The organism is Lacisediminihabitans sp., from assembly GCF_036404185.1.
Classification (GTDB): Bacteria; Actinomycetota; Actinomycetes; order Actinomycetales; family Microbacteriaceae; genus Lacisediminihabitans.
Genome location: NZ_DASWPB010000080.1, coordinates 1 through 11983 on the forward strand (window position 1 = coordinate 1; position 11983 = coordinate 11983).

The following is an 11983-nucleotide window of genomic DNA, read 5'->3' on the forward strand; positions in this document are numbered from 1 at the left end:
GGCGATGATCTGGGCCGTGCGCCGCAACCCCACGGTGAACGCCCAGTGGACGGACTCGGAGATCATCGTCAAGCACTACGTGAACCTCGGCATCGCCGCGGCCACCCCGCGCGGCCTCATCGTGCCGAACATCAAGGAGGCGCAGGCGCTCCCCCTGCGCGCACTGGCCTCGGCGATCGAGCAGCTGACCATCACGGCAAGGGACGGCAAGACCCAGCCGTCGGAGCAGTCCGGCGGCACGATCACCGTGACGAACATCGGCGTCTTCGGCATGGACACCGGGACGCCGATCCTCAACCCCGGCGAGGTGGCCATCGTCGCCCTCGGGACGATCAAGCAGAAGCCCTGGGTGGTCGACGGCGAGGTGCGACCGCGCTTCGTCACCACCCTCGGCGCGAGCTTCGACCACCGGATCGTCGACGGCGACGTGGCGAGCCGATTCCTGGCGGACGTCGCGAGCGTCATCGAGGAGCCCGCGCTGCTGCTGGACTGACCGGCGGTTTCGTCCTCGGTCCGTCGCGACGCCGTTGCCGGTCGTGGATTGGCTGACGCGGGACGACGCTCGTGGCGGGAGAAACCATGTCGCGGCGGGGGTCGTGTCTCCCGCCGCGGTGGAGTTCAGCCGCCGCGAGAGGCGATTACTCCCGCCGCGACGTCGTGTCTCCCGCCGTCGCGACGGAGAGGGGCTCGTGTGACGTGCCGGTCTCGCTTGAGACTGCCATCGCCCTGACCAGCGGTTTCGTCCTCGGTCTCTCCATCGGGTAGCATTGCCGCTAAGTGATAATGATTATCACCGTCAGGTCTCCTGATACACCCTTGGATTGGATCGTGTAGCAGTGCGCGCACAAACAGTAATCGTCGGCGGAACCCTCGCCATCGGCCTCCTTCTCGCGACGGCGGGATGCTCGTCGTCGCCGGCATCCGCCGGCGGCAAGATCGTCGCCGTCGGGGCGGAGAACGAATACACCAGCGTCATCTCCCAGATCGGAGGGAAGTACGTCGAGGCGAGTTCGATCATGAGCAACCCCAACACCGATCCGCATACCTTCGAGGCCAGCGCCAAGATCGCCGCGACCGTGAGCGCGGCGAAGCTCGTCGTGCAGAACGGCCTCGGCTACGACGACTTCATGACGAAGATCGAGTCGGCATCGCCGAACTCCGACCGGGTCGTGGTGAACGCGCAGAAGGTCCTCGGCCTGCCCGACGACACCGAGAATCCACACCTCTGGTACGACCCGGCCACCATGCCCGCCGTCGGCAAGGCGATCGCCAAGGGGCTGTCGAAGATCCAGCCGGCGCACGCCTCCTATTTCGCCGCCAACCTGAAGACCTTCACCCGTTCGCTCGGCACTTGGACGGACGCGATCGCGGCCTTCAAGTCGGCGCATCCGGACGTGCCGGTGGCGACGACGGAACCGGTCGCGGACTACCTCCTGGACAGCGTGGGGGCAAACAACCTCACCCCGTGGACGTTCCAGGCGTCGATCATGAACGACACCGACCCCGCACCGCAGGACGTTGCGACCCAGGCGAGCCTGTTCACCGACAAGAAGGTGAAGGCCTTCCTGTACAACCAGCAGGTCACCGACGACATCACCACCACCTACCTGACCATGGCGAAGGACAACGGGATTCCCGTCGTCGGTGTGTATGAGACGATGCCTACCGACGGCTTTACCTACCAGACGTGGATGGAAGCCGAGCTCGACGCGCTGCAGAAGGCGGTCGTCGACGGCACCTCGACCGCAAAACTGTAAGACGATAGGCCTCATGCACAACGATTCCAGCGAGCAGGGCCAGAACACCGAAGCCCCCGACGACCTTCTGGTCGTCGGGGGTCTCGACGTCTGGCTCTCCGGCCGGCCGATCCTCCGGGACGTCGATTTCACGGTGAAGGCCGGCGAGTTCATCGGGCTGATCGGATCGAACGGCGCGGGCAAGACCACCCTCCTCCGGGTGATTCTCGGGCTGCAGCGCCCCTCGGCGGGGACGGTCACCGTCGGCGGCCGCCGACCCGGCAGGGGAGGAGAGGCCATCGGCTACCTTCCCCAGAAGGTGAGCCTCGACCCCGACCTGCCCCTTCGTGCCCGCGATGTCGTCGCACTGGGCCTCGACGGGCAGAAGCTGGGTATACCGCTCCCGTCCCGTGCGCGCCGCGAGCTGGTCGAGGAGATGCTCGAGGCGGTCGACGCCACCGCCTTCGCCGACTCCCGGGTCGGTCTCCTCTCCGGCGGCCAGCAGCAGCGGGTGCTGCTGGCTCACGCGCTGATCGGCAGGCCGCGACTGCTACTGCTCGACGAGCCGCTCGCGAATCTCGACATCCGCAGCGCGCAGGAGGTGGTCGAGCTCCTCGCGAAGCTGTCGAGGGAAAGGGGCATCGCCGTTCTGCTGTCGGCCCACGACATGAATCCCCTCCTGCCCGTCATCGATCGCATCGTCTACGTCGCCGGTGGCAGGGCCCTCAGCGGGACGACCGAGGAGGTCGTGCGGTCAGAGGTGCTCTCCGAGCTCTACGGCAGCAAGGTCGACGTGCTGCGGATCGACGGACGCGTGCTGGTGATCGCCGGCACGGAGGGCTACGACGCCCCCGGTGGCGGCCGCCCGTGAACGACATCCTCCCCTATGTCTTCGCGCCAGGCCTGTTCGAGAGCGAGCCGGTCAGGTCGGCGATCATCGTCGGCGCCCTCGTGGCCATCGTGTCTGGACTGGTCGGGGTCTTCACCGTCATGCGGAGGCAATCCTTCGCCGGGCACGCCCTGGCCGACCTCGGCGCGGTCGGCGGATCGGCCGCCTACCTGCTTGGGATCAGCCAGCTCTGGGGCTTCGTCGGCGCGGGCATCCTCGCGGCGGGGCTCATGGAGCTTGTCGGCATCAAGCGCGCCCAGGGGCGGGATGTGGCGACCGGCATCATCTTCGGGTTCGGCCTCGGCCTCACCGCCCTGTTCCTCTACTGGGACACCACCCTCGCCGGAAGCAGCAACGCCGCGGTCTCCGTGCTCTTCGGCTCTCTGTTCGTCCTCAACCCGGCGGTGATCCCGCTCGTGCTCGTGCTCAGCCTCATCGCCTGCGCGATCATCGTCCTGATCTACCGCTGGCTGCTGATCGATTCGATCAGCCAGGACCTGGCGGCCGTCAGGCACGTCCCCGTGCGGCTGACGGGCATCCTGTTCCTTGTCGCCCTCGCCCTCGCCGTCGAGCTGTCCGCGCTGACGATCGGCGCCATCCTCTCCACGGCCCTGCTCATCGGGCCGGCGGCGACGGCGTTCCGGCTGACGAAGCGGGTCGGGATGGCCGCGATCCTGGCTCCCGTCATCGGCGTGTTCTGCGCCTGGCTCGGCATCGTCGTCTCCTACGACAGCTATCACTGGTTCCATGCCGATCGGAGCTGGCCGGTGAGCTTCTGCATCGTGGCCGTCGTCTTCCTGGTGTACCTGGCCGCCGGGCTTCCGCGGGGACGCAAGGGGGTCGTCGCCCGTGTTCGCTAGCTTCATGATGAACACCTGGATCAGCGCGACCATCGTCGCGCTCATCGCCGGGATCGTCGGATTCTTCGTCGTCCTGCGCGGTTCCTCGTTCCTCGCGCACGCCTTGCCGCACGGCGCGTTCGCCGGCGCCGCGGGGGCGACGCTCATCGGAGTCAACCCGGTGCTCGGCATGGGGATCTTCGCCGTGGCCGGCGCTCTGACGGTGACGACGCTCGGGCGGCGTGGCAGGAACGACGTCGTCACCGCCCTCGCCCTGGTCGCCATGCTGGGACTCGGAGCCCTCTTCCTCAGCCTGGGCAGCCAGTATTCGGCGGAGGTCTATGCGCTGCTCTTCGGTCAGATCCTCGGAGTCAGCTCCACCCAGCTGCTCCCGATCCTCGTCCTCGGCATCGCCTGCGTGCTGGCCATCGCGATCGGTTTCCGGCCGCTCATGCTCTCCTCCGTGCTCCCCGACATGGCGGCGGCGAAGGGCATCGGCAACCAGGCGGTCGCCGTCTACTTCTCGCTCGTCGTCGCGCTGGCGACGGCGATGAGCGTGCCCGTGGTCGGCGCACTGCTCATGTTCAGTCTTCTCGTCGGGCCGCCTGCCGCCGCCCGGTCCTTCACCTCGAACCCGGGCAGGTCGATCGCCCTCTCCGTCGCCTTCGCGCTGGTGACGGTATGGGCGGCGATCGCCGCGGCCTATCTGTCCGACTGGCCGGTCGGGTTCTTCGTCACGGCGGCCAGCGCGCTGCTCTACGGGATCGGCCGCGGCTGGTTCGCCGTCCGGACGCGGTGGGCGCATGTATCCGTCCGCTGATCGTCCGTCACGCTGCCGGCGAACCGGCTGGTTTTTTGCGGGGCGGCCACCTAGCCTTGATGCCGACGAAAGGTCGCGGTACACGTGAAGCGCAACACCTGGCAGCGCGAGGCGGTTCGCGAGGCGCTCGGCACCAACGAGGGCTTCGTCAGCGCGCAGAGCCTGCATTCCAGTCTCCGGGAGGCCGGCTCCCCCATCGGACTCGCGACGGTTTATCGCGCGCTCGCGGACCTCTCCGTGGAGGGCGAGGCCGACTCGCTGCAGTCTCCGGAGGGCGAGAGCCTCTACCGCGCCTGCACGCCCGGCCAGCACCACCACCACCTCATCTGCCGCAATTGCGGGCTCACGGTGGAGATCGAGGCGGATGCCGTGGAGCGCTGGGCGCAGACAGTCGCCGCCGAGCACGGCTTCACCGAGGCCAACCACGTCGTGGACGTGTTCGGGCTGTGCGCGGACTGCACCGCGCAGGCCGCGTTCGCGCGGTCCTGACCGGATGTCCGGGCTTCCGCGCAGGGCGACGGTGGTCGTCGCATCCGTGGCGCTGCTGTTCGCCGTCACCGGCTGCGGCGCCTCGGCCCAGGACCAGTCCAAGGCCGCCGCGTGCGACGCGTTGCAGCGGTCGGTGAGCGCGGCCACGAGCGAGCTGAGCGCGAGCATGACGGACACCACCTCCGACCCGGCGAAGGCCGTCACGAGGATCGAGGCGGTCGCGACCTCCTTCGACAAGGGCCTCGGCGCGATCACCAACCCGGAGGTGAAGAAGGTGGGGGCCACCGCGGATGCGGCCCTCACGGCGATGGTGGCCCAGTTCACCTCGATGCTGGCCGATCCGGCGAAGGCGGACACGGTGACGCTCCAGGCGACCCTCGACGCCGTGGAGAGCGACTTCACGGCGGTCGGCGCGGTCTGCCCGGACTGAGCGCGCTTGCGTCGGCTCTCCGCCTTCCGTAGTATTGGACGCTGCTGGGCGTCATCTACGCTCGCCTGTGCACAGATCCCCTTTTGTTTCGTCCGGGGATCGTGTGCGCCGACAAGAGACCTTGGGTAGAGAGCCGCATCCTCGATGCGGAGCACCTCTCTACGGTAATGATGGAGGAAAGACCATGGCCGCAGTTTGCCAGGTGACCGGCGCCGTTCCCGGCTTCGGACACACCATTTCGCACTCGCACCGCCGAACGAAGCGCCGCTTCGATCCGAACGTGCAGAAGAAGACGTACTACGTGCCGTCGCTCAAGCGCACGGTCACCCTGACCCTGAGCGCCAAGGGCATCAAGGTCATCGACGCCCGGGGCATCGAATCCGTTGTCAAGGACATTCTCGGACGAGGGGTGAAGCTCTAATGGCGAAGCAGCAGGACGTTCGTCCGATCATCAAGCTCCGCTCCACCGCGGGCACCGGATACACCTACGTGACCAAGAAGAACCGTCGTAACGACCCAGACCGCCTGGTGCTGAAGAAGTACGACCCCATCGTGCGTCAGCACGTCGAATTCCGCGAGGAGCGCTAACACATGGCCAAGAAGAGCAAGATCGCCGCCAACGAGCGGCGCAAGATCGTGGTCGCCCGGTATGCGGCCAAGCGGCTCGAGCTGAAGAAGGCTCTCGTCGACCCCACCTCCACCGACGCCGAGCGCGAAGCCGCTCGTCTCGGCATCCAGAAGCTGCCGCGGAACGCCTCTCCCGTCCGCGTTCGCGGTCGCGACGCCATCGACGGACGCCCGCGCGGTTTCCTCAGCCAGTTCGGCGTTTCCCGCGTTCGTTTCCGCGATATGGCGCACCGGGGCGAATTGCCCGGTATTACCAAGTCGAGCTGGTAAATTACAGGCGGCTAGCAGGGCGCGAGCGCTGACAGCCGAATACCGACCCCGCAACAGAACTGTTCTCACGAGCAGGAATGTTTGTTCTGCAAAGCACAACGTCCGAGGAGGACTTCAATGGCTGACAAGTCACTAAACCGTACCGAGCTCGTCGCGGCAGTTGCCGCGGAGTCTGGCCTGAGCCAGGCCGCAGTGAACGGCGTCCTCGACGCCCTGTTCTCCACCCTGGCGACCTCGGTCGGCGAGGGCACCAAGGTCACGATCCCGGGCTGGCTCGCGGTCGAGCGCACCCACCGTGCCGCTCGTGCCGGTCGGAACCCGTCCACCGGTGAGGCGATCGAGATCAAGGCCGGTTACGGCGTGAAGGTCAGCGCCGGCAGCAAGCTCAAGGCCGCCGCGAAGTAACTCACATCGTTCGGGAGGGGATGTCGGCCAGAGGCAGGCATCCCCTCCCGCCGTTAAGCGCCGGTCGTTCCGCCCCGGCCGGGCTCGTTTAGGCTGGATGCCGTGCCGAGGCTCGTGAGGATCGCCGGGCCAGCCGCGCTGCTGCTGGTCGTCGGTCTCGTTTCCCTTCTCGCCGCCCTGCGCTTCGGCGGTGCCGCGGATGCCCCGCTCGTGTTCGATCCGGGTGCCGTCGTCCGCTACGGGCTCCCGGTGGCCACGATGCTCGTCAACCTCGGGGTGGCCGTCACCATCGGTTCGCTCGTCCTGGTCTGCTTCGCCCTGAGCGACAGGGAGAAGGAGTTCGTCCGCGCGCTCGACATCGCCGCAGCCGCAGCGGCCTTCTGGACCATCGCCTCGGCGGCGACCGGCTTTCTCACCTTCATGAACTACTACACGAAGCCGATCACCCTCGACTCGACCTTCGGCGCGGTGCTCGGCCAGTTCATCACGGGGGAGCAGATCGGCCAGGCCTGGCTGATCATCACCCTCGTCGCCGCGGCGGTGACGGTGCTGTGCTTCGCCGTGCGCAATCGCACCCTGCTCCTGTTCGTGACGTTGTTCTCGGGCGTCGGTCTCGTGCCCATGGCCCTTCAGGGCCATTCCGCCGACTCTGCCGGCCACGACGCCGCCGTGACCTCGCTCGGCCTCCACCTCGCCTTCGCGGCGGTCTGGCTGGGCGGCCTGCTCACCATCGTCCTCCTCCGCAGCTCCCTCGAGTCCGGACGAATCGGTCCGGTTCTCTCGCGCTATTCGAGCCTGGCGATCGTCTGCTTCATCGTCGTCGCGGCATCCGGATACGTGAATGCCGCCCTCAGGGTCGGGACCTTCGGCCAGCTGCTCACGCCGTACGGCATCCTCGTGCTCGTCAAGGTCTTCGCGCTCGGGGCGCTCGGCATCTTCGGGCTCATTCAGCGGAGATTCCTCGTGGCCAGGATGCAGAAGTCGGGGAACGGAGGCAGCCGCTTCTTCTGGGGTCTCGTCGCCGCGGAGCTCGCGTTCATGGGCATCGCCTCCGGGGTCGCCGCCGCGCTGGCGAAGACGCAGACGCCCGTCGGCACCAGCAGCACGCCGACGACCCCGGCGTGGATCCTCACCCAGGCACCGCTGCCGCCAGAGCTCACCTTCGCCAGGTACTTCACCGAGTGGAACTTCGACCTGCTCTGGATCCTCGTCGTGGGCTTCCTCGCCTTCTTCTATCTCGCCGGGGTCTGGCGACTGCGTCGGCGCGGCGACAGCTGGCCGTGGTATCGAACGGTGCTGTGGCTCGCCGGTCTCGCGCTGCTCTTCTACGTGACCTGCGGCGGGGTCAACCTCTACGAGAAGTACCTCTTCAGCGCCCACATGCTCGGCCACATGATCCTCGGCATGATGATTCCGCTGCTGCTCGTGCCGGCCGCCCCGGTCACCCTCGCCCTGCGGACGATCGCGAAGCGGACGGACGGCAGCCGGGGACCGCGCGAATGGATCATGCTGGCCACCCACTCGCGCGTGGCCGGCGTGCTCACCAATCCCGTCGTGGCTGCGGTGGTCTTCGCCGGATCGCTCTGGGCCTTCTATTACACGCCGCTGTTCAGCTGGGCGACCACCGACCACATCGGTCACACCTGGATGATCGTGCACTTCCTGATCGCCGGCTACCTCTTCATCCAGTCCATGATCGGCGTCGACCCCGTTCCGCGGCGTGCTCCCTATCCGCTCCGGCTGCTCATCCTCCTGGCGACCATGGCCTTCCACGCCTTCTTCGGCCTGTCCCTGATGACCGGAACCGGCCTGCTGCTCGCCGACTGGTACGGGGCGATGGGCCGCACCTGGGGTCCGAGTGCGATCGCCGACCAGCAGACGGGAGGCGGCATCGCCTGGAGCGTCGGCGAGATCCCGACCGTCATTCTCGCGATCGTGGTGGCCATCATGTGGAGCCGCAGCGATGCGAAGGACGCCAAGCGTCTCGACCGCAAGGCCGACCGCGACGGCGATGCCGACCTGATCGCCTACAACCGGATGCTCGCCGAGCGGGCCAGGCGCGACTAGCCCCCGACGGCCGAGGTCGTCACTCTGCTCCAGCCGGCCCCGCGCCGTCCCGCGCGCTCCGGACGAGGGGCAGGAACAGCTCGTCGAGGATGGACTCGATGCGGGCCCGGCCCACCGGTTCGAGGGTCATGAGTAGGTCGTGGCGCACCAGGTCGAACGGCATGGTGAGCACCGCGGGAGGGATCCGGCCCAGGTCGATCTCGGCGCGATCGTGAGCCCGCTGGTAGATGATCTCGGCGCGCGAGCGCGCCTGATCGCCCAGGATCCGATCGCGTCCCTGCGCGAGGGTCAGGCCGTTGCCGGCTGCGAGCCCGGAGAAGGCGGCGGTCGCGGCGACGGTGAAGAAGGCCGTGCGGATCTCGCCCATGCCGATCAGCGAGGCGAGCAGATCCCCACGCAGGCTGCCGGTGTCGGGGAGCTCCACCGGATGGCTGTTCCGGTAGTGCTCCAGGGCGGCGAGCACCAGCTCGTCCTTGTTCGCCCAGCGCCGGTAGAGCACCGCGATCCCGGTGTGCGCCCGCGCGGCGATGGACTCCATCGTCAGGCTGGTGTACCCGACCTCGACGAGTTCGTCCCACGCGGCATCGAGCAGCGCGGAGTGGAGCTGCTCGCCGCGCCGACGGCGGGCCGGCTCCGCAACGGGTGTGGTCACATCCCCATATTAGAGAGACTTGTGTTCCTTATCAAGGACGCCTAGTCTCATAAGAGAGCCATTCCACTCTTAATGAAAGCGATCAAGCCCATGACCGAGACGCGTGCGGAAGCCGAGACCAGATTGTCGCCACAGCTGCGGATGGCGGTGGTGGCGTTGATCGTCGGCGGGATCGCGGCGATCCTCGACTCGACGATGGTGACGCTGGCGATCCACACGCTGGCGGTCGATCTGCACTCCAGCGCCGACACGATCCAGTGGGTGACCACCGGCTTCCTGCTGGCGATGGCCGTCGCGATCCCGGTCACGGGGTGGGCGGAGCGTCGCTGGGGCGGCAAGCGGGTCTGGATGGCCGCGCTGCTGCTGTTCGTGGTCGCCTCTGTGCTGTGCGCGACGTCGTGGAACGATGCCAGCCTCATCGGCTTCCGGGTGCTGCAGGGCCTCGGTGCCGGGCTGATCTTCCCGCTGATGCAGACGCTCGCGGTGAGGGCGGCGGGCGGGCGGGTCAGCAGCAGGCTGATGGCGACCGTCAGCCTGCCGATCGCGCTCGGCCCCATCCTCGGTCCGGTGATCGGCGGGGTCATCCTCAACTGGTTGAGCTGGCGCTGGCTGTTTCTCGTCAACGTGCCCGTGATCGCGGTCGGGCTGCTGCTCGCCTGGCGGTTCCTGCCGAAGGACCGCCCCGAGTCCTCCGACGGGCGCCAGAGCCTGGACTGGGTCGGCCTCGCGCTGCTCGCGCCGGCACTGGCCGGCATCCTTCTCGGCCTGTCGCAGCTGTCCGAGGTCGGCGGCATCGGCCATCCGGCCGTGCTGGTGCCGCTGGTGGCCGGGATCGTCCTGCTGGTGGCGTTCGTCCTCTGGGCGTCCCGCTCCGGCGCCCGACAGCCCATCGTCGACATCCGGCTGCTGCGCCTCCGATCGCTCGGCAGCGCATCCACGGTCCTGTTCACCGCCGGGGCCACGATGTATGCCGCGATGTTCCTGCTGCCGCTCTACTTCCAGCAGCTCCGGGGCGACAGCGTGCTGGATGCCGGCCTGCTGCTCATTCCGCAGGGGATCGGCGCGCTCGCCTCGCGCTTCGTGGTCGGCGCGCTGGTGGAGCGGTTCGGCTCACGCGCCGTGACGATCGTGAGCTTCCTCCTCACCGCCGCCGCGACCGTCCCGTTCGCGCTCGCCGGACCCCATACCAGTCTCTGGTGGCTTTCGGTCGTGCTGCTGGTCAGGGGCCTCGGGATCGGCGCGGCGCTGATCCCGGCGATGTCCGTCGCCTACCAGGACATTCCGCCTGCGGACATCCCGCATGCCACCATGAACACCCGCATCACCCAGCAGGTGGGGGCCTCGTTCGGCACCGCGATCGTCGCCGTCGTCCTCCAGTCGCTCCTCGGACAGGGCGCGATCGGTGCCTTCCACGGCGCGTTCTGGTGGGCGATCGGCATCGCGGTCGTCGCGGTCATCCCCGCCATCGCACTTCCGAGCGGGAGGTCCGGCGGGGATCGCTGATCCCGCCGGACGGCGCGAGAATCGCGCCGGGCGATCGACGCGCCGACCCACACCGGCGGCAGTGCGGCTGCGACGCCCGCCCCCACCATGGCCACGATGGTGATGGCGGGAGAAAGTGGGTCACGGCGGGAGACGCGCCTCCCGCCGTGACCCACTTTTCCCGCCGCGACGGGCGGCCTCTCCCGCCGTGACGCATCATCTCCCGCCGCAGCCAGGCCAGGACGACCGTCCCGCGGGGGTTAGTCGTACTGCGCGGTGATGAGCGGGGTGCCGTCAGCTTGGAAGGTGATGAGGTAGCGCACGGTGAACGGGACGTCCTCGTCCAGTTTCGAGACGGTGCCGTCGAAGATCGACTTGACCGTCACCACGAGGTGGGCAGTGGCCGGTGTGTCCGGGACGAGCCAGCTCCCCGGCTGGTCGCCAGGGATGATCGTCACGGTCGGGTAGGTCACCATCGACCAGGTGGGATCGTCCTGGATCCGGTCGGCGATCTGTTTGCCCATCGGGCATCCGGTCGGCAGCAGCACCTTCTGGGTCACGCAGTCGGCGAGATACGTGTGCAGCTCCTTCTGCACCTCGCGCACGAAGGCCCGGTTCGCGCGCACGTCGACATCGGCGGCCACCGAGACGCCGACCCGATCGACGAGCACGGTCTTGGTGGTCGCCGTGAGGTAGGTCGACGAGTGGCCGAGGGCAACTCTGGACGGGACGAAGACGAGCAGCTTGTCCGGTCCTCCCGTGCCGGCGGGGGAGACGAGGTCGAGACCGTTCGCCGTGAACGCCGCGTCGTGCTGCGGGGTCACCTGCAGGATGCTGACCGGGCTCGTGACGAAGCGCCAGGAGGAGAAGAGGCCGAGCAGCGAGCCGGAACGCTCCACGTGGAAGGACGTGGTGCCCTTCTCGGAGCCGAAGGCATAGCCGTAGACGACCGTGTGCGTTCCGTCGCGGTTGCCCGTGTCGCTGACCAGATGGATGTCATCGAAGTGCTCGAGGGCGGCGGGGGCGGTCAGCTCATCGGTCGCCTGGTCGGAGCGGAGCACGCCGTTCGTCGCGAGCACCCCGTCCGTGTCGCCCCTGGAGAGGGTGTGCAGATAGGAGCCGACGAAGCCCTTCGCGCTGTAGAGGGTGAGATTGAGGGTCAGGACCGTGGTGACGAAGGCGGCCACGAGGATGACCAGGAGCACAAGCCACCTGACGAGTACTCTGCGCTCCATTCCCACATCCTAGGCTCCCGTCCTTTCCCCACGGCGCCCGCG

General features: G+C 68.0%; 15 protein-coding genes. 13 read left to right on the forward strand and 2 right to left on the reverse strand.

Translation table 11 applies throughout. From position 1 onward, the window contains the following. From VGC18_RS04630 to VGC18_RS04685, 12 genes are all read left to right on the forward strand, one after another. On the forward strand, window positions 1-493 hold a 493-nt coding region (locus tag VGC18_RS04630; RefSeq protein ID WP_331094709.1), incomplete at its 5' end, for a 2-oxo acid dehydrogenase subunit E2. Window positions 494-836: 343 nt separating this feature from the next. Further along, window positions 837-1757 carry a metal ABC transporter solute-binding protein, Zn/Mn family gene (locus VGC18_RS04635; protein WP_331094712.1) on the forward strand — a complete coding sequence of 307 codons (921 nt, stop codon included), beginning with the start codon at window positions 837-839 and terminating at the stop codon, window positions 1755-1757. A 13-nt stretch (window positions 1758-1770) separates the two neighbouring features. Then, window positions 1771-2607, forward strand: coding sequence for a metal ABC transporter ATP-binding protein (locus tag VGC18_RS04640; protein WP_331094714.1), 837 nt, complete (start codon window positions 1771-1773; stop codon window positions 2605-2607). After that, window positions 2604-3485 (forward strand): metal ABC transporter permease, encoded by an 882-nt coding sequence (locus tag VGC18_RS04645; protein ID WP_331094716.1) that lies wholly within the window; start codon window positions 2604-2606, stop codon window positions 3483-3485. The genes VGC18_RS04640 and VGC18_RS04645 overlap by 4 nt, the downstream gene beginning before the upstream one ends. Window positions 3486-3489: 4 nt before the next feature. Then, the gene (locus VGC18_RS04650; RefSeq protein WP_331094718.1) at window positions 3490-4284 is read left to right on the forward strand and encodes a metal ABC transporter permease; all 795 of its coding nucleotides are present in this window, start codon (window positions 3490-3492) and stop codon (window positions 4282-4284) included. An 84-nt stretch (window positions 4285-4368) separates the two neighbouring features. Next, window positions 4369-4773, forward strand: coding sequence for a transcriptional repressor (locus tag VGC18_RS04655; RefSeq protein ID WP_331094720.1), 405 nt, complete (start codon window positions 4369-4371; stop codon window positions 4771-4773). Window positions 4774-4777: 4 nt separating this feature from the next. After that, window positions 4778-5203 carry a hypothetical protein gene (locus VGC18_RS04660; protein ID WP_331094722.1) on the forward strand — a complete coding sequence of 142 codons (426 nt, stop codon included), beginning with the start codon at window positions 4778-4780 and terminating at the stop codon, window positions 5201-5203. Window positions 5204-5387: 184 nt separating this feature from the next. Continuing rightward, the gene (rpmB, locus tag VGC18_RS04665; protein ID WP_331094723.1) at window positions 5388-5624 is read left to right on the forward strand and encodes a 50S ribosomal protein L28; all 237 of its coding nucleotides are present in this window, start codon (window positions 5388-5390) and stop codon (window positions 5622-5624) included. After that, window positions 5624-5791, forward strand: a complete 168-nt coding sequence (rpmG, locus tag VGC18_RS04670) for a 50S ribosomal protein L33 (protein ID WP_325519819.1) — start codon at window positions 5624-5626, stop codon at window positions 5789-5791. The genes rpmB and rpmG overlap by 1 nt, the downstream gene beginning before the upstream one ends. A 3-nt stretch (window positions 5792-5794) precedes the next feature. Continuing rightward, entirely contained in the window at window positions 5795-6100 is a 306-nt protein-coding gene (gene rpsN / locus VGC18_RS04675; protein ID WP_331094729.1) for a 30S ribosomal protein S14, read from the forward strand. A gap of 117 nt (window positions 6101-6217) precedes the next feature. Next, the gene (locus VGC18_RS04680) at window positions 6218-6505 is read left to right on the forward strand and encodes an HU family DNA-binding protein (RefSeq protein ID WP_331094731.1); all 288 of its coding nucleotides are present in this window, start codon (window positions 6218-6220) and stop codon (window positions 6503-6505) included. Between the two features lie 102 nt (window positions 6506-6607). Beyond that, the gene (locus tag VGC18_RS04685) at window positions 6608-8572 is read left to right on the forward strand and encodes a cytochrome c oxidase assembly protein (RefSeq protein WP_331094733.1); all 1965 of its coding nucleotides are present in this window, start codon (window positions 6608-6610) and stop codon (window positions 8570-8572) included. A gap of 19 nt (window positions 8573-8591) precedes the next feature. Here the strand turns inward: VGC18_RS04685 and VGC18_RS04690 are convergent, their stop codons facing one another. Continuing rightward, window positions 8592-9224: a TetR/AcrR family transcriptional regulator gene (locus VGC18_RS04690; protein WP_331094735.1), complete on the reverse strand. Its 633-nt coding sequence runs from the start codon at window positions 9222-9224 to the stop codon at window positions 8592-8594. A gap of 90 nt (window positions 9225-9314) precedes the next feature. Here VGC18_RS04690 and VGC18_RS04695 point away from each other — a divergent pair, with 90 nt between their 5' ends. Next, entirely contained in the window at window positions 9315-10727 is a 1413-nt protein-coding gene (locus VGC18_RS04695; protein WP_331094737.1) for an MDR family MFS transporter, read from the forward strand. A gap of 239 nt (window positions 10728-10966) precedes the next feature. Here the strand turns inward: VGC18_RS04695 and VGC18_RS04700 are convergent, their stop codons facing one another. Further along, window positions 10967-11941: a hypothetical protein gene (locus VGC18_RS04700; RefSeq protein WP_331094739.1), complete on the reverse strand. Its 975-nt coding sequence runs from the start codon at window positions 11939-11941 to the stop codon at window positions 10967-10969. Window positions 11942-11983 lie beyond the last annotated feature (42 nt).

What these genes read in the sequence shown, in the direction of transcription:
- VGC18_RS04640 (WP_331094714.1), top strand. Translation starts at nt 1,771, where the DNA reads ATGCACAACGATTCCAGCGAGCAGGGCCAGAACACCGAAGCCCCCGAC.
- VGC18_RS04650 (WP_331094718.1), top strand. Translation starts at nt 3,490, where the DNA reads ATGATGAACACCTGGATCAGCGCGACCATCGTCGCGCTCATCGCCGGG.
- VGC18_RS04660 (WP_331094722.1), top strand. Translation starts at nt 4,778, where the DNA reads ATGTCCGGGCTTCCGCGCAGGGCGACGGTGGTCGTCGCATCCGTGGCG.
- rpmB (WP_331094723.1), top strand. Translation starts at nt 5,388, where the DNA reads ATGGCCGCAGTTTGCCAGGTGACCGGCGCCGTTCCCGGCTTCGGACAC.
- rpmG (WP_325519819.1), top strand. Translation starts at nt 5,624, where the DNA reads ATGGCGAAGCAGCAGGACGTTCGTCCGATCATCAAGCTCCGCTCCACC.
- rpsN (WP_331094729.1), top strand. Translation starts at nt 5,795, where the DNA reads ATGGCCAAGAAGAGCAAGATCGCCGCCAACGAGCGGCGCAAGATCGTG.
- VGC18_RS04680 (WP_331094731.1), top strand. Translation starts at nt 6,218, where the DNA reads ATGGCTGACAAGTCACTAAACCGTACCGAGCTCGTCGCGGCAGTTGCC.
- VGC18_RS04695 (WP_331094737.1), top strand. Translation starts at nt 9,315, where the DNA reads ATGACCGAGACGCGTGCGGAAGCCGAGACCAGATTGTCGCCACAGCTG.
- VGC18_RS04700 (WP_331094739.1), bottom strand. Translation starts at nt 11,941, where the DNA reads ATGGAGCGCAGAGTACTCGTCAGGTGGCTTGTGCTCCTGGTCATCCTC.